General features: G+C 70.7%; 20 protein-coding genes. 12 read left to right on the top strand and 8 right to left on the bottom strand.

What is annotated here, in order from left to right; all coding sequences use genetic code 11:
* Window positions 1–8: 8 nt before the first annotated feature.
* Together polA and COUCH_RS29250 are read left to right on the top strand one after the other, a co-directional pair.
* Complete coding sequence (gene polA / locus COUCH_RS29255; protein WP_249608430.1) at window positions 9–2,702, top strand: DNA polymerase I; 2,694 nt, start codon at window positions 9–11, stop codon at window positions 2,700–2,702.
* A gap of 928 nt (window positions 2,703–3,630) precedes the next feature.
* Complete coding sequence (locus tag COUCH_RS29250; RefSeq protein ID WP_199514631.1) at window positions 3,631–3,975, top strand: ArsR/SmtB family transcription factor; 345 nt, start codon at window positions 3,631–3,633, stop codon at window positions 3,973–3,975.
* A 729-nt stretch (window positions 3,976–4,704) separates the two neighbouring features.
* Here COUCH_RS29250 and COUCH_RS29245 read toward each other — a convergent pair.
* The 3 genes from COUCH_RS29245 to COUCH_RS29235 are packed head-to-tail and all read right to left on the bottom strand — an operon-like array spanning window position 4,705 to window position 6,063.
* Entirely contained in the window at window positions 4,705–5,031 is a 327-nt protein-coding gene (locus COUCH_RS29245; RefSeq protein ID WP_249608429.1) for a DUF3140 domain-containing protein, read from the bottom strand.
* Window positions 5,021–5,227 carry a DUF2945 domain-containing protein gene (locus COUCH_RS29240; RefSeq protein WP_249608427.1) on the bottom strand — a complete coding sequence of 69 codons (207 nt, stop codon included), beginning with the start codon at window positions 5,225–5,227 and terminating at the stop codon, window positions 5,021–5,023. The genes COUCH_RS29245 and COUCH_RS29240 overlap by 11 nt, the downstream gene beginning before the upstream one ends.
* Before the next feature lie 20 nt (window positions 5,228–5,247).
* The gene (locus COUCH_RS29235; protein WP_249608426.1) at window positions 5,248–6,063 is read right to left on the bottom strand and encodes a class I SAM-dependent methyltransferase; all 816 of its coding nucleotides are present in this window, start codon (window positions 6,061–6,063) and stop codon (window positions 5,248–5,250) included.
* 684 nt (window positions 6,064–6,747) lie between these two features.
* Between COUCH_RS29235 and rpsA the strand changes: the two genes are divergently transcribed.
* The 5 genes from rpsA to COUCH_RS29210 all read left to right on the top strand — a co-directional run bounded on the left by rpsA (window position 6,748) and on the right by COUCH_RS29210 (window position 15,568).
* On the top strand, window positions 6,748–8,259 hold the full coding sequence (gene rpsA / locus COUCH_RS29230; RefSeq protein ID WP_249608425.1) for a 30S ribosomal protein S1: 1,512 nt from the start codon (window positions 6,748–6,750) through the stop codon (window positions 8,257–8,259).
* Window positions 8,260–8,673: 414 nt separating this feature from the next.
* Window positions 8,674–9,876: a dephospho-CoA kinase gene (gene coaE, locus COUCH_RS29225; RefSeq protein WP_249608424.1), complete on the top strand. Its 1,203-nt coding sequence runs from the start codon at window positions 8,674–8,676 to the stop codon at window positions 9,874–9,876.
* A gap of 281 nt (window positions 9,877–10,157) precedes the next feature.
* Complete coding sequence (gene uvrB / locus COUCH_RS29220; protein WP_249608423.1) at window positions 10,158–12,275, top strand: excinuclease ABC subunit UvrB; 2,118 nt, start codon at window positions 10,158–10,160, stop codon at window positions 12,273–12,275.
* Between the two features lie 714 nt (window positions 12,276–12,989).
* On the top strand, window positions 12,990–13,898 hold the full coding sequence (locus COUCH_RS29215; protein WP_249608422.1) for a GNAT family N-acetyltransferase: 909 nt from the start codon (window positions 12,990–12,992) through the stop codon (window positions 13,896–13,898).
* Window positions 13,899–14,569: 671 nt separating this feature from the next.
* Window positions 14,570–15,568 carry a TerC family protein gene (locus COUCH_RS29210; RefSeq protein ID WP_249608421.1) on the top strand — a complete coding sequence of 333 codons (999 nt, stop codon included), beginning with the start codon at window positions 14,570–14,572 and terminating at the stop codon, window positions 15,566–15,568.
* Window positions 15,569–16,198: 630 nt separating this feature from the next.
* On the opposite strand, the gene typA is transcribed toward COUCH_RS29210, so the two are convergent.
* On the bottom strand, window positions 16,199–18,064 hold the full coding sequence (gene typA, locus COUCH_RS29205) for a translational GTPase TypA (protein ID WP_249608420.1): 1,866 nt from the start codon (window positions 18,062–18,064) through the stop codon (window positions 16,199–16,201).
* Window positions 18,065–18,224: 160 nt separating this feature from the next.
* On the opposite strand from typA, the gene COUCH_RS29200 reads away from it, so the two are divergent.
* Together COUCH_RS29200 and COUCH_RS29195 are read left to right on the top strand one after the other, a co-directional pair.
* Window positions 18,225–19,025: a lytic transglycosylase domain-containing protein gene (locus tag COUCH_RS29200; protein WP_249608419.1), complete on the top strand. Its 801-nt coding sequence runs from the start codon at window positions 18,225–18,227 to the stop codon at window positions 19,023–19,025.
* A 232-nt stretch (window positions 19,026–19,257) separates the two neighbouring features.
* Entirely contained in the window at window positions 19,258–19,656 is a 399-nt protein-coding gene (locus tag COUCH_RS29195; protein WP_249608418.1) for an uL11 family ribosomal protein, read from the top strand.
* Between the two features lie 76 nt (window positions 19,657–19,732).
* Here the strand turns inward: COUCH_RS29195 and COUCH_RS29190 are convergent, their stop codons facing one another.
* Window positions 19,733–20,380, bottom strand: coding sequence for an ATP-dependent Clp protease proteolytic subunit (locus COUCH_RS29190; protein WP_249608417.1), 648 nt, complete (start codon window positions 20,378–20,380; stop codon window positions 19,733–19,735).
* 214 nt (window positions 20,381–20,594) lie between these two features.
* On the opposite strand from COUCH_RS29190, the gene COUCH_RS29185 reads away from it, so the two are divergent.
* Window positions 20,595–21,218: a cysteine hydrolase gene (locus tag COUCH_RS29185; protein WP_249608416.1), complete on the top strand. Its 624-nt coding sequence runs from the start codon at window positions 20,595–20,597 to the stop codon at window positions 21,216–21,218.
* A gap of 1 nt (window position 21,219) precedes the next feature.
* Here the strand turns inward: COUCH_RS29185 and COUCH_RS29180 are convergent, their stop codons facing one another.
* Genes COUCH_RS29180 through COUCH_RS29170 form a run of 3 tightly spaced genes read right to left on the bottom strand, consistent with a single transcriptional unit; the run spans window position 21,220 to window position 23,479 of the window.
* Complete coding sequence (locus COUCH_RS29180; RefSeq protein WP_249608415.1) at window positions 21,220–21,873, bottom strand: MBL fold metallo-hydrolase; 654 nt, start codon at window positions 21,871–21,873, stop codon at window positions 21,220–21,222.
* A 2-nt stretch (window positions 21,874–21,875) separates the two neighbouring features.
* Window positions 21,876–22,580 carry a maleylpyruvate isomerase family mycothiol-dependent enzyme gene (locus COUCH_RS29175; RefSeq protein ID WP_249608414.1) on the bottom strand — a complete coding sequence of 235 codons (705 nt, stop codon included), beginning with the start codon at window positions 22,578–22,580 and terminating at the stop codon, window positions 21,876–21,878.
* Window positions 22,577–23,479 carry an NAD(P)H-binding protein gene (locus COUCH_RS29170; RefSeq protein ID WP_249608413.1) on the bottom strand — a complete coding sequence of 301 codons (903 nt, stop codon included), beginning with the start codon at window positions 23,477–23,479 and terminating at the stop codon, window positions 22,577–22,579. Before COUCH_RS29170 ends, COUCH_RS29175 begins: the two co-directional genes overlap by 4 nt.
* Window positions 23,480–23,542: 63 nt before the next feature.
* On the opposite strand from COUCH_RS29170, the gene COUCH_RS29165 reads away from it, so the two are divergent.
* Together COUCH_RS29165 and rsgA are read left to right on the top strand one after the other, a co-directional pair.
* Window positions 23,543–24,157: a TetR/AcrR family transcriptional regulator gene (locus COUCH_RS29165; protein WP_249608412.1), complete on the top strand. Its 615-nt coding sequence runs from the start codon at window positions 23,543–23,545 to the stop codon at window positions 24,155–24,157.
* Between the two features lie 78 nt (window positions 24,158–24,235).
* Complete coding sequence (gene rsgA, locus COUCH_RS29160) at window positions 24,236–25,276, top strand: ribosome small subunit-dependent GTPase A (protein WP_249608411.1); 1,041 nt, start codon at window positions 24,236–24,238, stop codon at window positions 25,274–25,276.
* The last annotated feature ends 1 nt before the right edge of the window (window position 25,277 follow it).

Here is a 25,277-nt window from a genome sequence, read left to right as displayed (position 1 = left end):
TCTCCGACGTGAGCGACGACGCCCAGACCCCCCGCTTGCTGCTGCTCGACGGCCACTCGCTGGCCTACCGGGCCTTCTTCGCACTGCCCGTGGAGAACTTCTCCACGCAGACGGGGCAACCCACCAACGCCGTGTTCGGCTTCACCTCGATGCTCATCAACATGCTGCGCGACGAGAAGCCGACGCACATCGTGGTGGCGTTCGACGTCTCCCGGCAGTCCTTCCGCACGGAGAAGTACGCGGATTACAAAGCCGGCCGCTCCGAGACCCCGCAGCCCTTCCTGGGCCAGGTGAGCCTGGTCAAGGAGGTGCTGCAGGCGCTGCGCATCCCGGTGGTGGAGAAGCCCGGCTATGAGGCGGACGACGTCATCGGCACGCTCTCCTGCCAGGCCCGCGACGCCGGCTTCGACGTGGTCATCTCCACCGGTGACCGGGACGCGTTCCAGCTCGCCGGCGAGCACGTGACGATCCTCTACCCGGTCCGCGGCGTGTCCGAGGTCTGGCGGATGACGCCCGAGGCCATCGAGGCGAAGTACGGCGTGCCCCCCGAGCGCTACCGCGACAAGGCCGCCCTGGTCGGCGAGGCGAGCGACAACCTGCCCGGCGTGCCCGGCGTGGGTGACAAGACCGCCGCCAAGTGGATCAATCAGTACGGCGGCCTCGACGGCATCATCGCCCACGTCGACGAGATCAAGGGCAAGGCCGGCGAGAATCTGCGCGCCCATCTCGCCGACGTCATGCGCAACTACGAGATCAACGCGCTGGTCTGCGACCTCGAGCTGCCGCTGCGCCCCGAGGACGTCAAGTGGCAGGGCTGGGACCGCGAGGCGGTGCACCAGGTCTTCGACGCGCTGGAGTTCCGGGTCCTGCGCGAGCGGCTGTATTCGTACCTCGAGACCGTCGAGCCCGAGGCGGAGGCGGGCTTCGACCTGTCCGGCACGGTCCTGCGCACCGGCGAGGTGGCCGCCTGGCTGGGCCGACACGCCGCCGCGGCTCCCGTGGGCGTCGCCGTCACCGGCAGCTTCGGCCGCGGCACCGGCTCGCTCACCGGCATCGCGGTGGCCACCGGCGACGGCCCGGCCGCCTGGTTCGACCCGGCCGCCCTGGACGAGGCCGACGAACGGGCCGTTGCCGCCTGGCTCGCCGACCCCGACCGGCCGAAGATCATCCACGACGCGAAGCCGGCGATGCTCGCGTTCCGGGCGCACGGCTGGTCGCTCGCGGGCGTCCGCGTCGACACCGCCCTCGCCGCCTACCTCGCCAAGCCCGACCAGCGGGCGTACGACCTCACCGACCTGGCCCTGCGCTACCTCAAGCGGGAGCTGCGCGTCGACGCCCCCGACGACGGCCAGCTCACCTTCGACGGCCTCGGCGAGGACAGCGCCGCGGCCGAGCAGAACGTCATGCTCCGCGCCCGGGCCACCCTCGACCTCGCCGACACCCTCATCGAGGAGCTGTCCCGCGACGACGGCGCCTCCCAGCGCCTGCTCGCGGAGGTCGAACAGCCGCTCGAGATCGTGCTCGGCGAGATGGAGCACGTCGGCATCGCGGCCGACACGCAGTACCTCTCCGAGCTCGAGGCCCACTTCGCCGCCGAGGTCAAGGCGGCCCAGCAGGCGGCGCACGAGGTGGTCGGGCGCGAGTTCAACCTCGGCTCGCCCAAGCAGCTGCAGGAGATCCTCTTCGTCGAGCGCAACCTGCCCAAGACCAAGCGCATCAAGTCCGGTTACACCACCGACGCCGACGCGCTGCAGAGCCTGTTCGCCCAGACCGGCGACCCGCTGCTCGAGCACCTCCTGCGCCACCGCGACGTGGCCAAGCTGAAGTCCACGGTGGACGGCCTGCTCAAGTCGGTCTCCGAGGACGGGCGCATCCACACCACGTTCAACCAGACCGTGGCGGCCACCGGCCGGCTCTCCTCGACCGACCCCAACCTGCAGAACATCCCCATCCGCACCGAGGAGGGCCGCCGCATCCGCCGCGCCTTCGTGGTGGGGGAGGGCTACGAGTCGCTGATGACGGCCGACTACAGCCAGATCGAGATGCGCATCATGGCGCACCTCTCCGGCGACGAGGCCCTCATCGCGGCCTTCAACTCGGGTGCCGACTTCCACGCGGCCACCGCCTCGAGCGTCTTCCACGTCCCGGTCGAGGAGGTCGTCCCCGATCAGCGCCGCAAGATCAAGGCGATGAACTACGGCCTCGCGTACGGCCTCAGCGCCTTCGGCCTGTCCAACCAGCTCACCATCACCACGGAGGAAGCCCGTGGCCTGATGACGGAATACTTCGAACGCTTCGGCGGCGTCCGCGACTACCTCCAGGCCGTCGTGCGCCGAGCGGTCCAGGACGGCTACACGGCCACCATCCTCGGCCGCCGCCGTTACCTCCCGGACCTGAGCAGCGACAACCGCCAACGCCGCGAAATGGCCGAACGCATGGCCCTCAACGCCCCCATCCAGGGCTCGGCGGCCGACATCATCAAACTGGCCATGCTCCACATCGACACGGCGATCCGTGAGGCCGGCCTCAAGTCCCGCATGCTCCTCCAGGTCCACGACGAACTCGTCTTCGACGTGGCCCCCGGCGAACGAGAACCCCTCGAATCCCTCGTCCGCCGAGAAATGGGAGCGGCGTACCCCCTCTCGGTCCCCCTCGAAGTCTCAGTAGGCCTCGGCCACGACTGGAACAGCGCCGACCACTGACCCGGCCGGCCGCCACCCCACCGCTGCCCTGACCCCGGGACTTCGCGCCGCGCGTCGGGTGGTCGTGGAGCCGGGCGTCGGGTGGCTGTAGGGCTTTGCGTCGTGCGTCGTGCGTCGAGTGGTCGTGGGGCTTTGCGTCGTGCGTCGAGTGGTCGTGGGGCTTTGCGTCGTGCGTCGTGCGTCGAGTGGTCGTGGGGCTTTGCGTCGTGCGTCGCGCCTCGGGTGGCCGTGGGCCATGCGGCGCATCCCGGGCGCCGTAAGGCCATCCACCGGCCCTCGCTGACGCTGGCGGTTGCCCAGGCGTTCGTCGGTGGAGCGGGGGCCGCGGGCCGACGCTCAAGCAGTGGCGCATGCTGCCGGGGCCGGGCGGTAAGACTGCCCCCGAGCCCTTGCTGCCGGCCGGTCCCGGCCCGCTCCTTCGTGCCCAGCTGCCTGGGTACACGCCTTCGTTCGCCGATCGTCGCCGCGCCGCCGCTGCCTCCTGCCGCCCGCATCGCCCAGCGCTGGGGCACCCTTGTCCGCACGCAGCCTGCCGCGACCACGACCCAGTGGCGGATTTCCGACTCGTTGAAATTCCCGCACCATCCGCGCTCCAAGGTCGGGGGAGAAGCCGACTCCCACCCGACTGAGGTACCGAAGATGCGTGGTCCCCATGGTCCCTTCGGGCATCCCCCGCGCCCATTCGGGCCTACCTCAAATAGCGGCCCTCAACGCCCCGCCCACGCCACGAGACCACCGTCCACCTCGGAATACTCCGTCCACCGAGCGTTTCGGCCCACCCCGCCCACCGGCTGCAAAGCCCTGTTCCACAATGCATTCTGGCTGTCGGCGACGACGCTCTCGCGCTGAGGAGTGAGTTGTCAGTTTCTTGTTCGGATGACTTGCCGCGCTCTGCAAGGGTGGGCGCATGCCGAGCACTTCTTTCGACATGACATCGCTGTCGGGCGCCTGGGCACCCGTCGTACGCCGGCCCCTCGAGGCCGACCAGGCGCGCGCCCTCGCGCCCATGTTCAAGGCCCTGGGCGACCCCGTACGCCTCCGCCTGCTCTCCATGATCGCCTCGGCGGGCGGCGGCGAGGTCTGCGTCTGCGACCTGACGGGCGCGTTCAAGCTGACCGGGCCGACGATCTCCCACCACCTCAAGGTCCTCCGCGAGGCGGGCCTGGTGGACAGCGACCGACGAGGCACCTGGGTCTACTACCGCCTGGTACCCGCGGCGCTCGCCCTCCTCGCCGGCCTCCTCGACATCGGCACCGTGGCCGCCACCATCTGACCGACCTCCCGGGCCGCGCAGCACCCGACGGTGAGCAGAGCGAGACGGGCGGCGGCTTGACTACCGGGCCGGCAGGACGGTGTCACTGGCCATGGTGATGCTGCAGCTTGTGATGGGCGCAGGCCTGACCATCGCGCCGGCAGCACGGCGCGGCCAAGGCATGGTGATGACGCAGGGTGTGACGGGCGCAGGCCCGATCGTCGCGCCGGCAGCACGGCGCCGCAAGGCATGGCGATTGCCGCAGGGGTGTGACGGGCGCAAGCCCGGCCGTCGCGCCGGCAGCACGGCGCGGCCAAGGCATGGCGATTGCCGCACGGGTGTGACGGGCGGCGTCCGGCATGGGGCCCGAGCCCCCATGGCGGGGCGCGGGCATGACCCGGCCTCGACGACCACGCGCCTGGTCCGCGGCAAATCCGCCCGCACGGCATGCTGGGCGGCTCCGCTCCCGTCGAGGTCAAGCAGCAACCCTGCTCGTCTGCAGCGGCCCGCGCCGACCCGTCGGCGAGCGGACCCGATTGTCCGGCGCTCTCAGCGAAGCCCGGTGGCGCCGAAGCCCGGACGGGACATGACGACGACGCCCGGATGAGACATGAGGCCGCTACGACGCCGGAGAACAACCCGGGCGGCCGAAACGCCACTCGCTCGCGGCGAAGCCCGGCAACCGCCGGGACACCGTGATGTCCCGTCCCCCGGCAGCCATCGGCCCTGCACTCCGCGGCGCCGAAGAAGCTACTTCTTGAGCGGGTCGTGGCCCCAGTTCATCAGCGAGTACCGCCATTTCGTCTCTTTGACGTCCCCCGACGGCCGCTGCGCCAGATGCCGGTGGACGTACCCGACGACCTTCCGCATGTGCGCCTCGTCCGCTTCGTCGAAGTCCGACTTCTTCTTGTGCAGAAGCGTGATGATCTTCCGGCCGCTGTCGTGGCCGACGGATTCGGCGCCGCTCGACGGCTTCTGGCCCACGTCCTGCGACTCGTCCGTCTTCAGCCACTTCTCGAGTTCCGAGGCGGACATGTTCACCGCTTCGCGGAACTCCGCGTACGTGTCACTTGTCATCCTTCAGCGCTCCCGGCTTGTGGACCGCCGTACCCCCGGTCTTGTCGCTCTTGACCTTGTACTGCGGCTCGTCCTCGGACGCGTCCACCGTGCGGCCGGCCTCGGACGTACGGGAGGTGATCTTCTTCTCGACCGTCCCGTGCACCGTGTTGCCATGGCTGTTCCAGGTCACCTTGTCGCCCTTGTTCAAGCTCATGACCTGCTGGTACCCGCCGTTCAGGCTCGATAACTGACGAAAATCGCGGTGCCCGGGAACAGCCTGCCGCGCAGCGGGCTCCACTGGCCCCAGATCTGCTCGTGCCCTTCCGGCCACTCCGGCTCGATGAGATCGGTCAGCACGAAACCGGCCGCGACGAGTTCGCGGATGCGGTCCCCGAGGGTCCGGTGCTGTTCGACATACGTCGGCGAGCCGGCGCCGTCCTGCTCGACGTAGGGCCGGCGGTCGAAATACGGGTGCACCGCGAGCAGCCCGTCCTCGCCCGGGTCGTCAAGGAAGATCCACCGCATCGGGTGAGTGATCGAGAACACCCACGCCCCGCCCGGCCGGAGGACCCGCGCCACCTCCCGCATCACCGCCCCGGAGTCGGCGACGAACGGGATCGCTCCGAACGCCGTGCAGACCACGTCGAAGGCGGCCGACGCGAACGGCAGCGCCAGGGCGTCCGCCTGCACGAGCGGCACCCGTACCCCCGATCGGTCCGAAGCCTGCCGCGCCTGGCGCAGCATCCCCCCGCTCAGATCCATCGCGACCACCTCGGCGCCCTGCCCGTCGAGCCACCGCGCAGCCGCCGCCGCGCCGCACCCCAGCTCCAGCACCCGCCGCCCGCGCACGTCGCCGAGCAGCCGCGCGTCCGCCTCCCGCAGCCCCTCCGGACACCAGACGAAATCCACGTCGCCGAGGAAAGCCCCGTGCTCCTCCTGATAGTCGTCGGCGTCCAGGTCCCACCAATGCCGGCTCGCGACGCGACTCTCGTCGTCGGTCACGGCCCGCCGCAGCGTGCCCGGCAGAGCGGGCGGTTGCGCTTCGATCACCAGGCAACCGTACGGGGACAGTACGACAAAACCGCCTCAGGCCTGCGCCCCCGCGAAGCCCGGCGCCCGGCCCCGCCCAGCGGTCTGAGCACACCCGTACCCGATGCTCCCCAAACTCCCAGCCCAGCGGCGAAAGCCGCGGCACCCGCCCAGCCCCACCCGGCTTGCGCCGCACCCTCCGGGCTGGCTCCCGCTCCGCCCGCCTACCGGCTCCCGCTCCCGCCTACCGGCTCCCGCGCCTCCGGCGCTACGCGCCCGCCTACCGGCTCCCGCTCCCGCGCCTCCCGCTCCCGCGCCTCCGGCGCTCCGCGCCCTCCCGGCCGGCTCCATCCCTCCCGACCAGCGGCCTCACCGACCCTCGATCCGCCCCGCCGAACCCCCGAAATGGCACAAAACACCCCTGGTCCCGGCTTTCCCGGGACGAATGTGCCTCGGTCATCAGGAGGGCTTGCAACCTGTGGTAATGCGCACGGTAAGCTAGTCGATGCGCTCGCGGATCGTGTGCCTCGGCAGGGAGCAGGTTCCGCAAGACGTCGGCCCCAGCATGATCTTGCTCGTTTGATCGCCCTCGCTTGATCGCCAAGCTCCAGCGTCGTGATCACCGGTTGTTCGTGCTGTGCCCGGCGTCAGTTCCGCGGCGCGCGAGAGACACCACGACACCATCCGTTCGGAGCAACAGTCCACATGACGAGCAGCATCGAGGCCACCTCGAGCGCCAACAAGGTCACCGTCGACGATCTTGGCTCGGAGGAAGCTTTCCTCGCAGCCATCGACGAGACCATCAAGTACTTCAACGACGGCGACATTGTCGAAGGCACCGTCGTCAAGGTCGATCGGGACGAGGTCCTGCTCGACATCGGCTACAAGACCGAGGGCGTGATCCCCTCGCGTGAGTTGTCGATCAAGCATGACGTGGACCCCGCGGAAGTGGTGTCGGTCGGTGACCACATCGAAGCCCTCGTCCTCACCAAGGAGGACAAGGAAGGCCGCCTGATCCTCTCGAAGAAGCGCGCGCAGTACGAGCGGGCGTGGGGCACGATCGAGAAGATCAAGGAGGACGACGGCGTCGTTCGCGGCTCCGTCATCGAGGTCGTCAAGGGCGGCCTCATCCTCGACATCGGCCTCCGTGGCTTCCTCCCGGCGTCCCTCGTCGAGATGCGCCGCGTGCGCGACCTCCAGCCGTACGTCGGCCGGGAGCTCGAGGCGAAGATCATCGAGCTGGACAAGAACCGCAACAACGTGGTCCTGTCCCGCCGGGCGTGGCTCGAGCAGACCCAGTCCGAGGTCCGCACCGAGTTCCTCAACAAGCTCCAGAAGGGCCAGGTCCGCAAGGGCGTCGTGTCCTCCATCGTCAACTTCGGTGCCTTCGTGGACCTGGGTGGCGTGGACGGCCTGGTGCACGTCTCGGAGCTCTCCTGGAAGCACATCGACCACCCGTCCGAGGTCGTCGAGGTCGGCCAGGAGGTCGAGGTCGAGGTGCTCGACGTCGACCTGGACCGCGAGCGCGTCTCGCTGTCGCTGAAGGCGACCCAGGAAGACCCGTGGCGCCAGTTCGCCCGGACCCACGCGATCAACCAGATCGTGCCGGGCAAGGTCACCAAGCTGGTTCCGTTCGGCGCGTTCGTCCGCGTGGACGACGGCATCGAGGGCCTGGTGCACATCTCCGAGCTGGCCGAGCGGCACGTCGAGCTGCCGGAGCAGGTCGTCCAGGTCGGTTCGGACGTCATGGTCAAGGTCATCGACATCGACCTGGAGCGTCGCCGGATCTCGCTCTCGCTGAAGCAGGCGAACGAGAACTTCGTGGAGGGCGAGGAGCACTTCGACCCCACCCTCTACGGCATGGCGGCCACCTACGACGCCGAGGGCAACTACATCTACCCGGAGGGCTTCGACCCGGAGACGGGCGAGTGGCTCGAGGGCTTCGACAAGCAGCGCGAAGCGTGGGAGAAGCAGTACGCCGACGCCCGCGAGCGCTGGGAGGCCCACACCAAGCAGGTGCAGGCGTCCCGCGAGGCCGACGCCGAGGCCGCTCTCAACCCGGCCCCGGCGGGCGGCGTGACCACGTCGTCCTCGTCTTCCTCCACCTCCACCAGCACGTCGGCCCCGGCGCGCGCGGCGGAGGAGCCGGCCGGCACCCTGGCCACCGACGAGGCCCTCGCCGCTCTGCGCGAGAAGCTCGCCGGCGGCAAGAGCTGACCCGGATCTGATCCACGCAGAACCCCGCCCATCCGGCTCCGGCCGGGTGGGCGGGGTTCTTTCATGCCCGCGTACGCCCACGCCGGCGCCCGCGGTCGACACCACCCGCGCGGGTCACCTCGGCCCAGACCGCTCGATATTTCCCCAGCTCATCGCATGCCCCCGCCGCCTGCGTCGTCCACAGCCGCGCACCTGCCGCGTGTTGACAGCCGGGCCCGGCCGCGTTGTTGACGGCCGGGCCTCGCCGGGTTTCCACAGCTCGGAGCCCGCCGCCTTTTCCGCAGCTCGGCACCCGCCGCGTGGTCCGCAGCTCGGCACCCGCCGCGTGGTCCGCAGCTCGGCACCCGCCGCGTTGTCCACAGCCGCGGACCGGCCGACCTGACAGCGCAAGATCGACCCGGGATACTGGTCGGCGTGCTGAAGGTGGGTCTCACAGGTGGAATCGGAGCCGGCAAGAGCGCCGTCGCTCAGCGGCTGCGACAGCTCGGCGCGGTCGTGATCGACGCCGACGTGCTGGCCCGGGAGGTCGTCGCCGCCGGCACCGACGGGCTCGCCGCGGTGGTCGAGGCCTTCGGGCCGGGCGTCGTGGGCGTCGACGGCGAGGTCGACCGCCCCGCCCTCGGCGCGCGCGTCTTCGGCGACGAGGCCGCCCGGCGGGAGCTCGAGCAGATCATCCACCCACGCGTACGGGCCCGCACGGCCGCCCTGACCGCCGCGGCGGCGCACGACGCGATCGTGGTCAACGACGTCCCGCTGCTCGTCGAGACCGGGCTCACCCCCACGTACCACCTGGTCCTCGTCGTGGACGCTGAGCCGGCGCTCCGGGTCGCCCGCCTCGTGCGGAGCCGGGGGATGACCGAGGAGCAGGCCCGTGCCCGGATCGCCGCCCAGGCCCCGGACGCCGAGAGGCGCGCGGCCGGCGACGTGGTGATCGACAACAACGGCGCCCTGGCCGACCTCGAGACCCAGGTGGACCGGTTGTGGCACGAGCGCCTCACGCCGTACGAGAGGAATGTGAGGCTCCGCACGCCGGCGCCGTCCGACGAGGTCCTGCGCGTCGTACCGCCGGATCCGGCCTGGCCCACTCAGGCGGCCCGGCTGATCGCCCGGATCGACCACGCGCTGCGCGCCCAGCTCGGGGGTCCCGCCGACGTCTCCCATATCGGATCCACGGCGGTCCCCGGTCTCGCGGCGAAGGATCTGATCGACCTGATGCTCGCGGTTCCCACGCTGGAGCAGGCGGACAAGCTCGCCGACGCCCTCGCCGGGGCCGGCCTGCCGCGCCGCGAGGGGGAGTGGTGGGACAACGCCCGCGGGCTCCCCGGAAAGACCTGGCCCAAGCGCCTGCACGGCAGCGCGGACCCGGGCCGCCCGGTCAACCTGCACGTCCGGGTCACCGGCTCCCCAGGCTGGCGCTTCGCCCTGCTGATGCGCGACCACCTCCGGGCAGACCCGCAGGCCCGCGACGGGTACGCAGCGGCGAAGCGGCAGTGGGCCGCGGCCCATCCGGACGTCGAGGGGTACGCGCTGGCGAAAGAACCGTGGTTCGACGAGGAAGGGCAGGCCGCGCAGGACTGGGCGGAAGCGACGAGCTGGGAGCCGCCGGCGCGGTCGTGAACACGAAGGGGCGCTCGCGGCGGCCCGGTCCACGTCTCGCGTGGTCCTCTCAGATGCGCTCACCGACGTGACGCCGGGGCTGCGATCTCAAGCCCCTCCGTGGCGCCGTGTGGTGGCGCCGGGATCGGCGGGGCGGCCGCCGCGAGCGGCCTACCGACCCAGGGTAGGGCCACCCCGCAACCAGCGACAATGCCTGCCGGCCGGGCCGAATGTGCACCCAGCGAACACCGCTCGCCCGCGGTCGCCGGAACTTGTCACACCCCCGACGTACGGTTGTCCCCATGGCGCTCGACATCCCACGACTCGACGGCACGTTCAAGGTCGTCAGCGACTACCAGCCGGCCGGTGACCAGCCCACGGCCATCGCCGAGCTGGAGCGCCGGGTGCGCCGGGGCGACCGCCACACGGTCCTGCTCGGCGCCACCGGCACCGGTAAGAGCGCGACCACCGCGTGGCTCATCGAGAAGCTGCAGCGGCCGGCGCTCGTGCTCGCGCCCAACAAGACCCTGTGCGCGCAGCTCGCCAAGGAGTTCCGCGAGCTCATGCCGCACAACGCGGTCGAATACTTCGTCAGCTACTACGACTACTACCAGCCCGAGGCGTATATCGCGCAGACCGACACCTACATCGAGAAGGACTCGTCGGTCAACGAGGAGGTCGAGCGGCTGCGTCACTCCGCGACGATGTCCCTGCTCACGCGGCGCGACGTCGTGGTGGTCGCCACGGTCTCCGCGATCTACGGCCTGGGCACCCCGCAGGAATACCTCGAGCGCGCTGTCAAGGTGAAGGTCGGCCAGGAGGTCGACCGCGACAAGCTGCTGCGCCGCCTCGTCGACATCCAGTATTCGCGCAACGACATGGCCTTCCAGCGGGGCACGTTCCGGGTCCGGGGGGACACCCTCGAGATCATCCCGGCGTACGAGGAGCTGGCCGTGCGCGTGGAGCTCTTCGGCGACGAGGTGGAGAAGCTCTACTACCTGCACCCGCTCACCGGCGAGATCGTCCGTGAGGTCGACCAGCTGGTGATTTTCCCGGCGACGCACTACGCGGCCGGCCCGGAGCGCATGGAGCGCGCCATCCGCGACATCGAGGCCGAGCTCGCCGAGCGCCTGGCCGAGCTGGAGCGCCAGGGCAAGCTGCTGGAGGCGCAGCGGCTGCGGATGCGCACGACGTACGACATCGAGATGATGCGCCAGGTCGGCTTCTGCAACGGCATCGAGAACTACTCGATGCACATGGACGGCCGGTCGTACGGTGACCCCGCGTACACGCTGCTCGACTACTTCCCGGACGACTTCGTCACCGTCATCGACGAGTCGCACGTGACGATCCCCCAGATCGGCGGCATGTACGAGGGCGACGCCTCCCGCAAGCGGATCCTCATCGAGCACGGCTTCCGGCTCCCGAGCGCCGCCGACAACCGGCCGTTGCGCTTCGACGAGTTCCTGGAGCGCGTCGGCCAGATGGTGTTCCTGTCCGCGACCCCCGGCCCGTGGGAGATGGGGCAGGCCCAGGGCGAGTACGTCGAACAGGTCATCCGCCCCACCGGCCTGGTCGACCCCCAAGTGGTCGTCAAGCCCACCAAGGGCCAGATCGACGACCTGATGCACGAGATCAAGGAGCGGACCGACCGCGACGAGCGTGTCCTGGTCACCACCCTCACCAAGAAGATGGCCGAGGACCTGACCGACTACCTCCTCGAGAACGGCATCCGGGTCCGCTACCTGCACTCCGAGGTCGACACCTTGCGCCGCGTGGAGCTGCTCAAGGAGCTGCGCAAGGGCGACTACGACGTGCTGGTCGGCATCAACCTGCTCCGCGAGGGCCTCGACCTGCCCGAGGTGTCCCTGGTCGCGATCCTGGACGCCGACAAGGAGGGCTTCCTCCGCAGCGGCCGCTCGCTGATCCAGACCATCGGCCGCGCGGCCCGTAACGTCTCCGGCCAGGTCCACATGTACGCCGACAAGATCACCCCGTCGATGCGCGACGCCATCGAGGAGACGGACCGCCGCCGAGCCAAGCAGATCGCCCACAACAAGGCCCACGGCATCAGCCCGGAGCCGCTCCGCAAGAAGATCCACGACATCCTCGACGACATCTACCGCGAGGCCGAGGACACCGACACGGCCATCGGCGGCCACGTCGTCGGCGGCGCGGGCCGCCAGATGTCCCGAGGCAAAGCCCCGGTCCCGGAAACCCGCTCGAAGGCCCGCGCCGGCTCGGCCCCCGCCCGCGAAGGCATGGCCCGCGCCGAACTCGCCCAGCTCATCCAGGACCTCAACGACCAGATGCTGGCCGCGGCCCGCGAACTCCAATTCGAACTCGCAGCCCGCATCCGCGACGAAGTCTCCGAACTGAAAAAGGAACTGAGAGGCATGGACGTAGCCGGCGTGAAGTAAGCGCCGCCCCCAGCCGCTGCCGACCTCACCCTCGCCACCGGCCGGGCTGCCCAGACGGCGCCGTGTTCACCCTTGGCGCCGGCTGGGCTGCCTTGCCGCAGTCGTGTTCACCCTTGGCGCCGGCCGGGCTGCCTTGCCGCTGTCGTGTTCACCCTTGGCGCCGGCCGGGCTGCCATGTCGCTGTCGTGTTCACCCTTTCGCGCCGGCCGGGCCGCCCTGCCGGCTACGCGACGCCTGTGCGGACCCGCATGCCGCTGCGCCGGGCCGTTGCCCTGGGCTACGGCCGCTGCGCCGGGCCGCTGTGCCGGGCCGCTGCCCCCTAAGCCGGGCGGTCGGCTGCTGTCTCGAGCGGGGGCCGCCTACGCCGGGCTGTCCGCCGCTGTGCCGGGCGCTCGGCCGTCTTCTCGAGCTGGTGCCGCCTACGCCGGGTCGTCGGCCGTTGCGCCGGGCCGCTGCTCCCTACGCCGAGCCGCCGGCCGTCGCCTCGAGCTGCTGCCGGCTGGCCCCGAGCCGATGCCCGGTGCAGTGCCGGCGTCAACTGCCCGGTTCCCTGAGCACGGGGCCAGGTGCCTTGAGCGCGTCGCCGGGTGCTGGACCCAAGTCTCGAGACAGCCGCACGCGGCCGAGCGGTGCGCGTTCACGGACACATCCAGAAGGCCTCCCGAGCACGTCGCCGCGGTAAATCTCTGGGGTCCGGGCTGCGATGTCGCTAGCGTGACCGCCGTGTCTGCGCATGAGGCCGTGACTTGGACCGACGCCCCTTTCACCGACATGCCCGAACTGGCCGAGCTCGCCGCGCGCTGCCTGGCCGTCGACGGCGGGTTGCCGCTCGCCTCGGATCCGGCATTCCTGCGGAGCCGGTGGACTGGCGATGCCGTAGTCGCTCTGCAGGCGAGGAGCCCGGGCGGTGAGCTCGTAGCCGCCGGTGCACTTCGGCCGGCGCCCGGGGACGGGGAGGCCTGGGCGCACGGCGCGGTCTTCGGGGGGATGGTGGACCCGGCTCACCGGTCGTCGGGTCTGGGCGGCCGGCTGGTCGACTGGGGGCTGGCCGAGGGGCGCCGACTGGGCGGTCGGGTCACGGTCGAGACCGAATCCTTGACGGGTACGGCCGAACGTCTCTTCGCCGATCGCGGGCTGCGGCAGGTGTTCGCCGAGGACGTCATGCGCATCGACGTGGCTGACGGCGTACCCGAAAGGGGGTGGGTTGAGGGGACCCACCTGTCCGAATGGTCGGCGGAGACCGCGGGGCGTTTCTTCCGGGTTTATGACGCTGCGTTCCGCGACCGGCCGGGATTTCCGGGGTGGAGCGCGGAGCAGTGGACGGCCGCGGTGGTGGATGAGGACTTCCGGCCGGGCTGGTCGCTGCTCGCGTCGGTTCCGGGCGTAGGTGACGCGGGGTTCGTGACGGCTGCGGTGGGGTGGATCGTGCAGGTCGGCGTGGTACCGGCGGCCCGCGGACGAGGCCTCGGCGGCGCGCTGGTGTGCGAGGCGCTCCGACGGATGCGGCGTGACGGCGAGGCCGAGGTGTGGCTCGATGTCAACGTCGACAATCCTGCCGTGGAGCTGTACCGGCGGCTGGGGTTCGAACATCGAGGGCGGCGGGCTCGCTTCGCGGCTTGGTGAGGAGATCCTCGCCCGCGACGGGTGGACCCGGACGGGAAGCCATAGCAATGAGGCTAGCCTCCTAGGACGAATTACAGGGTGTGCGGTCGGATGCACCGCACCGCTGACGCCGACGAAGCATTGCTGCCCAGACCCGCCGCACAGGCGGGCCGCCCGCGCGAGACATCGGCAAGTCCATGTGGTTCACCGCGGCCTCCGCGATGAACAGGAAGCGCTGCGCTCACGGCCTGGACGGAGCATCCTGCTCGCCGCCCGAGCCGGCCGCCCGCTGTGCCCTTTGAGGCGCCTGATGCCCGATGTCCTGCTCCCGAACGCCACCAGGCGAGAGTATGGACACGATTCCTCGGGTCGATGTGTCACTCACCCCTGACATGCGACACAATGGCTCGCGTAGGAGGGGAGTATTCCTCTGCGCCGGTCTCGTCAGCACGGTCTGCGTCCTTCGGGGCGCGCCCGGGGCCGGTGGTTCTCGCTTGACGCGTTTCGGCGTGTGACGGGCCTGGTCGGTTCGGGAGGTGCCTGCTCAGCGCGGGGCGCCGGTCGGCTGGCGGGGGCGTCTCACCGGATGCGGGTTCTCGGGCGGGGGCGGAAGAGACCTCCGACAGCCGTACGTCGCTGCTCCGGCATCTCGAGCCGGCGCGGCGATGAACCGTGTCTGCCGGAGGTCCTCATTGAACGTGCATGCCTGGGTCTGGTTCGCCACCCTCGGTGCCCTCGTCGTCATGCTCACCGTCGATCTGCTGATCGTCGGGCGGCGGCCGCATGAGCCGTCGATGCGTGAGGCCGGCACGTGGGTGGCGTTCTACATCGGCCTGGCGCTGGTGTTCGGGGCGGGGCTAGGGCTGGTCGCCGGGTGGACGCCCGCGGGGGAGTTCTACACCGGGTGGCTCACCGAGTATTCGCTGAGCGTCGACAACCTGTTCGTTTTCATGATCATCATGGCGCGCTTCAACGTGCCCCGGCAGTTCCAGCAGAAGGTGCTGCTGATCGGCATCGTGCTGGCGCTGGTCATGCGCGGCGCGTTCATCGCCGCCGGCGCCGCGCTCATCCAGCAGTTCTCGTGGGTGTTCTACATCTTCGGCGCGTTCCTGGTCTACACCGCGATCACCCTGCTGCGGGGCGGTGACGGCGAGGAGGAGTTCAAGGAGAACATCCTGATCCGCTGGGCGAAGCGGATCTTCCCGGTCTCCAGCTCGTTCGACAGCGGGCGGATGACCGTCGTCACCGACACCGGGCGGCGGCTGTTCACGCCGATGCTCATCGTGATGATCGCCATCGGCACCACCGACCTCATCTTCGCGCTCGACTCGATCCCGGCGATCTTCGGCATCACGAAGGAGCCGTACCTGGTCTTCACGGCCAACGTCTTCGCCCTGATGGGTCTCCGCCAGCTGTACTTCCTGCTCGGCGGCCTGCTGGAGCGCCTCGTCTACCTCAACATCGGGCTGGCGTTCGTGCTCGCGTTCATCGGCGTGAAGCTGTTCCTCGAGGCGCTGCACACCAACTCGCTGTCGTTCATCAACAGCGGCCACGGCCTGCACTGGGCGCCGGAGATCCCGATCTGGCTGTCGCTGCTGGTCATCATCGGCACGCTGGGCGTCGCCACGGTCGCGAGCCTCGCGAAGTCGTCCCGCGACCGCAAGAAAGAGCTGCTCAACACCCCGGCCTGAGCAAGCGAGCGCCCGCCACCGGCGGGGCAGGCAAGGCCAGCGGGGCAGGCAAAGCCGGCGAGGCACGTGAGGCAGGCAAGGCCCGCGACCGCTGGACGCCGACGAGGCCGGGCGACGCCGACGAGGCCAGGCGACGCCGACGAGGCCGGGCGACGCGGGCGAGCCCAGGCGCGGGCGAGCAAGGCCGCGGCCCAAGGGCGTGGGCAGAAAGCGGCCAGCCAGGCAAGCACCCGACGCAGGGAAAGCCTGACGCGGGGAACGATCGGGGCGATGCGGGAACCCGCGAGACGCCCCGAGACGTGGAGAAGCCCCAAGGCGCGAGACGCCGGAGACGTGGCGACGCTCCGAGGCCGGAGACGTGGCGACGCTCCGAGGCGCGGGACGCCGGAGACGTGGCGACGCTCCGAGGCGCGGGACGCCGGAGACGTGGCGACGCTCCGAGGCGCGGGACGCCGGAGACGTGGCGACGCTCCGAGGCGCGGGACGGACGCGAGGCGCGGGACGGACGCGGGACGCATCTGGGATGTGAGGCTCCGAGACGGGAGAGGCCCGCGGTCACCTGGCGGTGGGCGCGGGCCTCTGTCACGGCCTTGCGCGGGTACGGCGGTGGGCGCCGTACCCGCGGGTGGGTTACTGCTGGTGCTTGCGGCGCGCGGCGGCGCGGCCTCGGGTCTGCTGGTCGAGCACGACCTTGCGGATCCGGACGGCCGCGGGGGTGACCTCGACGCACTCGTCCTCGCGGCAGAACTCGAGGGCCTGCTCGAGGGACAGCTTGCGCGGCGGGATCAGCTTCTCCGTCTCGTCGGCGGTCGACGAGCGCATGTTGGTGAGCTTCTTCTCCTTGGTGATGTTGACGTCCATGTCGTCCTGGCGGCTGTTCTCGCCGACGATCATGCCTTCGTACACCTCGGTGGTGGGCTCCACGAAGAGCTGGCCGCGCTCCTGCAGGTTGGTCATGGCGAACGCGGTGACCACGCCGGCCCGGTCGGCGACCAGGGAGCCGTTCTGGCGGGTGCGCAGCTCGCCGAACCACGGCTCGTACGCCTCGAAGATGTGGTGCATGATGCCCGTGCCGCGGGTCTCGGTGAGGAACTCCGTGCGGAAGCCGATCAGGCCGCGGGCCGGGACCAGCCACTCCATGCGCAGCCAGCCGGTGCCGTGGTTGATCAGCTCTTCCATACGGCCCTTGCGGGTGGACAGCAGGCTGGTGATCGCGCCCATGTACTCGTCGGGGGCGTCGATGGTCAGCCGCTCGACCGGCTCGTGGATCTTGCCGTCGATGACCTTGGTGACCACCTGCGGCTTGCCGACGGTGAGCTCGTAGGACTCGCGGCGCATCTGCTCGACCAGGATGGCGAGGGCGAGCTCGCCGCGGCCCTGGACCTCCCAGGCGTCCGGGCGCTCGGTGGGCAGGACCCGCAGGGAGACGTTACCGATCATCTCGCGGTCCAGCCGGTCCTTGACCATGCGGGCGGTGACCTTGCTGCCCTTGACCTTGCCGACCAGCGGCGAGGTGTTGGTGCCGAGGACCATCGAGATGGCCGGCTCGTCGACGCTGATCAGCGGCAGCGGGATCGGGTTCTCCGCGTCGGCCAGGGTCTCGCCGATCATGATGTCGGCGATGCCGGCGACGGCCATGATGTCGCCCGGGCCGGCGCTCTCGGCCGGCTTGCGCTCGAGGCCCTCGGTGATCAGCAGCTCGGAGATGCGCACGTTGCTGATCGTGCCGTCGGTCTTGCACCAGGCCACGGTCTGGCCCTTGCGGATGGTGCCCTCGTGCACCCGGCACAGCGCGAGCCGGCCGAGGAAGTTGGAGGCGTCGAGGTTGACGACGTGCGCCTGCAGCGGCGCGCCCTCGGTGTAGGTCGGGGCCGGGATGGTCTCCAGGATTGTGCTGAACAGCACCTCGAGGTTGGTGCTGTCCTCGGGGACCGTGCCGTCCTTCGGCTGGGTCAGGGAGGCGATGCCGTCGCGGGCGCAGGCGTACACGATCGGGAACTCGATCTGGTGCTCGTCGGCGTCGAGGTCGAGGAAGAGCTCGTACGTCTCGTCGACGACCTCCTTGATCCGGGCGTCGGGCCGGTCCACCTTGTTGATCACCAGGATGATCGGCAGCTTGGCCTGCAGCGCCTTGCGCAGCACGAAGCGGGTCTGCGGCAGCGGACCCTCGGAGGCGTCGACGAGCAGCACGACGCCGTCGACCATGGTGAGGCCGCGCTCGACCTCGCCGCCGAAGTCCGCGTGGCCGGGGGTGTCGATGATGTTGATCGTGACGGGCTCGCCGTCGGCGGGCCGGTAGCTGATCGCCGTGTTCTTGGCGAGAATGGTGATGCCCTTTTCCCGCTCCAGGTCCATGGAGTCCATGACGCGGTCGGCCATCTCGCCCCGCGCGTGGGACTGGCTCCCCTGGCGCAGCATGGCGTCGACCAGGGTTGTCTTGCCATGGTCCACGTGGGCGATGATGGCGACGTTGCGTAGGTCGGTGCGGGTCTGCATGAACCCATTGTCCCCGGTCTGCGTTGCTGCTGCCGTCCGGGGTGTGGACACCGGAACCGGTTGCGACCCCCGTCACGTACGTCCGTTTTGCCGGGCGGCGCCGTCGTCCGGCCGCTGTTAGCGTGCGTGGATCATCAGGCGAACGCGGGAGGCTCCGTCGATGGAACGCAGGCTCCGGTGGCTCGCCGCCGCGCTCGCAGGGCTGATCGTCGTGGCCGGCTGCGGGCTCGGTGGCGGTGGGGGAGAGGAATCCAGGACGCTGCCCGGGATCGCGGCGTCCGATCCGGTGCCGGAGGAGACCACGGAGGTGGCCGAGCCGTCGCTCGAGCCCAAGACGCCGTCGCCGGCCCCGACCACGCGGAAGGCGAAGCCGAAGCGGAGCCGGGCGAAGGCCACACCGACGGAGGATCCGAACAACTTCCAGCTGCCCGCGTGCGCCACCCGGGAGGGCAAGGCGGTCTCCAAGGCGAAGGCCAAGTCGGCGCTGCTCGCCGCGGCGGGCAAGACGTACTGGCCGACGTCCGCGCCGACGCTGAAGGTGCCGAGCCGGCTGGTGCTGGCCACGTCCTGGCACGAGAGCGGCTGGCAGTCGAACATCGTCAACTGTGACGGCGGGCGTGGGCTGATGCAGGTGATGCCGGACACCGAGACGTTCGTCAACCAGCGCTTCGAGCAGTCGTTCGACAGCCACGACTACCGGCAGAACGCGGTGCTGGGCGCCAACTATCTGGCCTGGCTCACCAAGGTCTTCGGTGACACGTACTTCAAGGGCAGTTACGACCTGAGCACCCGGAAGTGCCGTACGCACTCCAGCATGTGCCTGCTGAACATGGTCATCGCCGCCTACAACGCGGGCCGTGGCGGGGTCGACGCCGCGTACGCGGACAAGCAGCTGCCCAACCCCGGGTACGTGGACGTGGTGCGCTCGCTCATGAAGTCGTGTTACTGCGACAAGTACTGAGGCGGGTGACCGGGTCGGCGGGCCGGGTCATGGCCGAGCTATCATGACCGGTAGAACCCGAGACTGTGCCCTCCGGCTGCTCACCCCATGGCGTTTTGACCCGTGAACGAGCCCGGTAGTAAAGTCTCGGGGTTGTCGTGCGTTGATGATGCTGGCGAGCTCCTGACTTCGGCCCGTGCAGCACACACTAAGGAGCTTTTGCGCAATGCCGCCCAAGAAGAAGACCCATGAGGTGACCCTCGCGCTTGAGGCGGGTAACGCCGCGATGGTGGACCTCGGTAAGATGCTCGGCCCGACCGGCGCCAACATGCGCGCCGTCAAGGTGGAGTACGACGAGGCGACGGCGAAGAACCGTGGCGAGATCATCCCCGTCATCGTCAGCGTCTTCGAGGACCGCAGCCACCAGCTCACCTACAAGACGCCGCCGACGAGCTTCCTGATCCGCAAGGCTCTGGGCATCCAGTCGGGCGCGTCCAACCCGCTGACCCAGACGGTGGGCACGCTGAGCGGCGAGCAGATCCGCTCGATCGCCGAGCGCAAGCTCCCCGACCTGAACGCCAACGACCTGGAGGCGGCCGTCAAGGTCGTCGCCGGCACCGCGCGTTCGATGGGCGTCAAGGTCGCCGAGTAATCTCGCTCCGGCGAGGGCGACGGCTCCCTGAGCTGAACAGAACGGCAGGCCACCTGGCCTGCCGTTTTGTTGTACCCTACGGGGTCCTGCCGGCGATGACCTCGTCGATGAGGCCGTATTCCTGCGCCTCCGCCGCCGACATCACGCGGCCGGCGGACAGGTCGTCCTCGATCCGGCTGCGGGTCTGGCCGGTCACCTCGACGAGCCGCAGCACCACCTCCTCCAGCTCCCGGAGGTGCTGCCCGGCCGCCGCGGCGACCTCGTCGGCCGTACCCATGACGCCGGCCGCCCGGGGTTCCGTCATCCGGAAGCGGGCGTGCCGGTAGGCCGAGCGTTTCGTGGCCGCGGCCAGGACCGCGAGGACCGCGCCGCCCGCCTCGGAGGTGACCACCGCGTGCACCGGGGCCGCCATCGCGTCGATCACGTCGATGACCGCGTGGGCCGCGTTGAGCTCGCCGCCGCCGCTGGCGACGTGGAGCTGCACCGGCTCCGGGCCGGCCGCCTCGAGGGTGAGCAGGGCCGCGGCGATGCCCGAGGCCGCCTGTGCGGTGAGCGGGCCGCGGACCATCACGATGCGCTGGTCGAACAGGCGCTCCTCGAGCCAGCCGGGTATCTGCGGGCCCGCTCCGCCGGGCATGGCGTCGGGCCACGCGCCGGGGGTGCGCCACGGTTCGGGGGAGGGCTGGGACGGTTGCCAGCGCAGCGGGTCGTGGCGCAGATCCATCGTGGCCTCCGGGGGCTCGAGGGGTGCGGCCGAGTCTAGGCGCGCCCGGACCGCCCGCCGGAGCCTTTCCGCCGAGGGCGGACAAGCCTGCCCCGGACGGGGGCCGCCGCGTGGCGTAGCCGATCGGTGACATGGCGTACGGGGAACTTTCCGCGCGCCCGCCGCCGGCCCTAGGGTGTGTGTGACGCCCGGCACAGGCATTCAGGGAGTGGGCATGTCCGAGACGCTGCACCTCGACCCCGCGACGACCGCGATCGTCCTCATCGAGTTCCAGAACGAGTTCACCTCGGACGGAGGGGTGCTGCACCAGGCCGTCGCCCCGGTCATGGAGAAGACGGGGATGCTCGCGCGTACGGTCGCGCTCGTCGACGCCGCCCGGGCCGCCGGGGTGACGATCATGCACGCGCCGATCACGTTCGCGCCCGGGTACACCGAGCTGTCGCGGCATCCGTACGGGATCCTCAAGGGCGTCGTCGACGGCAACGCGTTCGTGAAGGGCACCTGGGGCGCGGCGATCGTCGACGAGCTGACGCCCGACGAGGGGGACATCCTCATCGAGGGCAAGCGCGGGCTGGACACGTTCGCCAGCACGAACCTCGACTTCATCCTGCGCAGCCGCGGCATCCGGACCGTGATCCTCGCCGGTTTCCTCACGAACTGCTGCGTCGAGTCCACGATGCGCAGCGCCTACGAGAACGGCTACCGGGTCATCACGCTGACCGACTGCGTCGCGGCCACCTCGGCGGAGGAACACGACAACGCGATCGCGTACGACTATCCGATGTTCTCCCTGCCCACCGAGGCCGCCACCGTCAGGAGCGCCCTGGCCGGGAATTGAGTCACCAGCCGCGGGCGCGCCACTCCGCCAGGTGGGGGCGTTCCCGGCCGAGCGTCGAGTCCTTGCCGTGGCCGGGGTAGAACCACGTGTCGTCCGGCAGCCGGCCGAACAGCTTCGTCTCGACGTCGGTGATCAGCGACTCGAAGTTCTTCCTGTTCCCGCGGGTGTTGCCGACGCCGCCCGGGAACAGGCTGTCGCCGGTGAACAGGTGCGCGATGCCGCCCGGCTCGCGGTAGAGCAGCACGATGCTGCCCGGGGTGTGGCCGACGACGTGGATGACCTCGAGCGTGCAGTCACCGACCGCGACTGTGTCGCCGTCGCGGACCGTGTCGGTGACCACGGGGATGCCCGCAGCGTCGTCGGCGCCGGCCACCGAGCGTGCGCCCGTGGCCTCGACCACCTCGGCGAGGGCGCCGTGGTGGTCGCCGTGCTGGTGGGTGGTCACCACGCCCGCCAGGCCGCCGTCGCCGATGAGCTGCAGCAGGGTGCCGGCGTCGTTCGCCGCGTCGATGAGGACCTGCGTGCCGTCGGACGCGCAGCGCAGCAGATAGGCGTTGTTGTCCATCGGGCCGACCGACACCTTCGTCACGGTGAGGCCGTTGAGCTCGCGTACCGCCGGGGCCGAACCCCGGCTCACGTCGCCGGTGTACGTCATCGTCACTTCCACTTCGGGGGAGTCGGCAGTTCGCCGTCGGGGGAGATCGTGAGGTCCGAGCCGTCGGCGCGGCCGGCGAGCCACGCGGCGATGGACCGGGTGGGGCCACCGATCGACGGGGTCGCGTCGGTGACCGTACCGATCGTGAGCGGGTGGTCGAGGCCGTGCGGGCGCAGCACCAGCGGCAGGGTGTCGCCGGCGCCGGTGACGATCTCGCGGAGCAGGCGCAGCGCGAACGCGTCCGACCAGTCCTCGGGGGTGTAGCCGAGGCCGAGGTCGACGTGGTGCACCTCGACCTCGCGCAGCCGCGCCCACGGCACCACCGCGGCGGACTGCCCGGTCGCCGCCAGGTGGAAAGTCCACGCCTCGGCAGGCATCGCCGCGGCCGCGTCGGCGAACCGTTCGTGCGACTCGCGCAGGTCCGCGATCTGCTCGTCCAGGGGGCGCCGGTATCCGGCCTCGATGCCCTCCGCGCGGGCGGTCGGGGTCGCGTACGGCGGTGTCTCCACGCCGGTGCGGGCCCAGGTCAGCAGGTTGGTGTAGGCGTCGGCGTTGCGGGCGACGTGGGTCAGGACGTGACCGGTGGTCCAGCCCGGCAGCCGGGACGGCGCGGACTCCGCGCCGGGCTCCAGGCCTTCGGCCGTACGGATCAGGCGTTCCGTCGCCTGGTCGACATCGGTCATGAGCACCAGCGGATCGATCGTCACGTCCCCGACCCTAGTGGGTGCCGGGCGTCCGGGTCGGCGAAGGCGGTCGCGTGGTCGGTCGCCCACTGCCGGAACGTCCGCGCGGGCCTCCCCAGGACTTCGCTCACCGTGGACGTCACGTACGCCGGGTGTCCCGTCGTGGCTTTCCACGCGGCGAGGAGCATGTCCACAGCGGGGCGCGCGGCTTCCGGGGTCCGGCGCCGGAAGTCGTCGGGCGGCAGGTCCTCGAACGTGATCGGACGGCCCAGCGCCTCGCCGATGATGCGTACCTGGTCCGCCTGGCTGAGCGACTCCGGGCCGGTCAGGACGTAGTCACTGCCGGCGTGCCCGTCCTCGGACAGGCACCGCGCGACGACCTCGGCGACGTCGCGATCGTCGACCGGCGCCGTCTCGGCCGCGCCGTACGGCCACCGGACCACGTCCCCGCCGCGGATGGCGTCCGCCCACCAGAGCAGCGCGTTCGACGCGAACATCCCCGGCCGCACGATCGTCGACTCGAGCCCGGCGGCCGCGATGAGCCGCTCGATCCCGGCGTGCATCGCCGCCATCGGGTTCGGTTGCTGGAAGAACGGATGCGGCGTCCGGTGCGGTGCGGACAGGTGGACGACCCGGCGCGTGTGGCGGGCCAGCCGATCGATGACGGCAGGCGCGGTCTGTGGCGGGGCGGTCCACACCAGGAAGACCGAGCCGGCGCCGTACAGGGCCTTGTCGAGCGAATCCGGCACCGTGAGGTCGCCGGTCACGATCTCGACCTCGGCCGGCAACGCCTCCGCCGGGTCCGGGTGGCGGCGCACGAGGGCACGTACCGGCACGCTCGCATCGATCAGCAGACCGGTCACGGCGCGTCCCACTCGTCCGGTCGCGCCGGTGACCAGCACCGGGAAGTGATCAGAAGTCATGGCAGCGATTGAACCGTTACTCGGTTAAAAAAGCAACCGAGTAACTAATGTTACCTTGTCGGGGTGACCGAGCCGGCGGGGCTGCGCGCCCGCAAGAAGGAACGGACCCGGGATGCGATCGCCGACGCGGCCATCTCGCTCTTCCTCGCGCGCGGGTTCGACCAGGTGTCGGTGTCCGACATCGCCGCGACGGCCGAGGTGTCGAAACCGACCCTGTTCCGCTACTTCGCCACCAAGGAGGACCTGGTCCTGCACCGCTTCGCGGACCACAACGGTGAGGCCGCGGGCGTGGTGCGCGACCGTCCACCGGACACCGCGCCGCTCACCGCGCTGCACCGGCACTTCCGGGACGGTCTCGATCGCTTCGAGCCGGTCACCGGCCTCAACGACCACCCCGAGGTGGTGGCGTTCCACCGGCTGGTGTTCGGCACGCCCGGCCTGGCGGGACGGCTGACGCAGTACCAGCTCGACGACGAGGCTGCCCTCGCCGCCGCCCTCGGTGAGGGTGTCGCGGCCCGGCTGCAGGCCGCCCAGGTGATCGCGGTGCGGCGTGTCCTCGCCCGGGCCAACTGGCAGAAGATCGCCGGCGGGAGGACCGCACGCGACGTGCACCCCGAGGCGGTCGCCGACGCGGACCGCGCCTTCGACCAGCTGCGGCACGGCATCGGCGGGTCCTAATTCGCTTCCCCTGGCGGTGACGCCGCTCGTACGGTCTGTGCAACACGTCGACAGGACCTGCGAGGAGGTGGGGTGTCCATGTCTGACCTGTCCGCGCTGGGCTGGGACGCGACGCTGGCTTCCGCGTACCGCTCCTTCGACCGTCCCGACGCGACGGCCGGCCGCGTGCTGCGGGCCGACCGCGGGGTCTGTACCGTGCTCGCCGCCGACGGTGTGCACCGGGCAAGCCTGTCCGGCACCGTTCTGCTCGGTGCCGCGGGCGACCCGGCGAACCTTCCGTGCGCCGGGGACTGGGTGGTCCTGCGTCGCTGGCCCGATCGCCGTACGACGGTGGAGGTCGTGCTGCCGCGGCGCACCGCGCTGATCCGCCGTACCGCCGACAAGGACTCCACCGGCCAGGTGCTGGCCGCCAACATGGACACCGTCGCGGTCGTCGAGCCCATGCATCCTGCACCTGACGCCGCGCGGGTCGAGCGCCTGCTCGCCCTCGCGTGGGAGTCCGGCGCGCAACCGGTGGTCGTGCTGACGAAGAGCGACACCGCGCGGGTCCCGCAAGCGATCGCGCGCCAGCTCAGTGAGCTTGCGCCAGATGTACGGGTCCTGGCGATCAGCGTTCACGAGGGGCACGGGCTCAACGAGGTGCGGGAGCTCGTCACGCCGGGACGCACGCTCGCGCTGCTGGGCCGGTCCGGCGCCGGCAAGTCCACCCTCGTCAACGCGCTGGCCGGCACGGACGTGATGCCCGTACAGGAGATCCGCAACGTCGACGGCAAGGGGCGGCACACGACCGCGTACCGCAGTCTCGTCCTGATCCCCGGCGGCGGCGCAGTCCTGGACACCCCCGGCATCCGGGGGGTCGGCCTGCTCGACACGGACGAGGGACTGGACCGCGCCTTCGCGGACGTGGCCGGGCTGGCCACCCAGTGCCGGTTCGGTGATTGCGGTCACGACGGCGAGCCCGGTTGCGCGGTGGAAGCCGCGCTCGCCGACGGCTCGTTGCCGCCGCGACGCCTCGAGAACTGGCGCAAGCTGCACCGGGAGGTCGCCGTGGAGAGCGGCCGGCGGGCCGCGCGGCTCGCCGGGACGGCCGGGCCGGGCAGGCGCAGGCCGCGGCGCTGAC

The organism is Couchioplanes caeruleus (genome assembly GCF_023499255.1).
Lineage (GTDB): Bacteria > Actinomycetota > Actinomycetes > Mycobacteriales > Micromonosporaceae > Actinoplanes > Actinoplanes caeruleus_A.
The sequence above is the reverse complement of the archived record's forward strand: the minus strand, read 5'-3'. Positions and strand labels throughout refer to the sequence as shown.

Bases quoted from the DNA above. Each gene is read 5' to 3' on its own strand.
- COUCH_RS29250 (WP_199514631.1), top strand. From the start codon at position 3,631: ATGACATCGCTGTCGGGCGCCTGGGCACCCGTCGTACGCCGGCCCCTC.
- COUCH_RS29245 (WP_249608429.1), bottom strand. From the start codon at position 5,031: ATGACAAGTGACACGTACGCGGAGTTCCGCGAAGCGGTGAACATGTCC.
- COUCH_RS29240 (WP_249608427.1), bottom strand. From the start codon at position 5,227: ATGAGCTTGAACAAGGGCGACAAGGTGACCTGGAACAGCCATGGCAAC.
- rpsA (WP_249608425.1), top strand. From the start codon at position 6,748: ATGACGAGCAGCATCGAGGCCACCTCGAGCGCCAACAAGGTCACCGTC.
- uvrB (WP_249608423.1), top strand. From the start codon at position 10,158: ATGGCGCTCGACATCCCACGACTCGACGGCACGTTCAAGGTCGTCAGC.
- typA (WP_249608420.1), bottom strand. From the start codon at position 18,064: ATGCAGACCCGCACCGACCTACGCAACGTCGCCATCATCGCCCACGTG.
- COUCH_RS29200 (WP_249608419.1), top strand. From the start codon at position 18,225: ATGGAACGCAGGCTCCGGTGGCTCGCCGCCGCGCTCGCAGGGCTGATC.
- COUCH_RS29190 (WP_249608417.1), bottom strand. From the start codon at position 20,380: ATGGATCTGCGCCACGACCCGCTGCGCTGGCAACCGTCCCAGCCCTCC.
- COUCH_RS29185 (WP_249608416.1), top strand. From the start codon at position 20,595: ATGTCCGAGACGCTGCACCTCGACCCCGCGACGACCGCGATCGTCCTC.
- COUCH_RS29180 (WP_249608415.1), bottom strand. From the start codon at position 21,873: ATGACGTACACCGGCGACGTGAGCCGGGGTTCGGCCCCGGCGGTACGC.
- COUCH_RS29170 (WP_249608413.1), bottom strand. From the start codon at position 23,479: ATGACTTCTGATCACTTCCCGGTGCTGGTCACCGGCGCGACCGGACGA.
- rsgA (WP_249608411.1), top strand. From the start codon at position 24,236: ATGTCTGACCTGTCCGCGCTGGGCTGGGACGCGACGCTGGCTTCCGCG.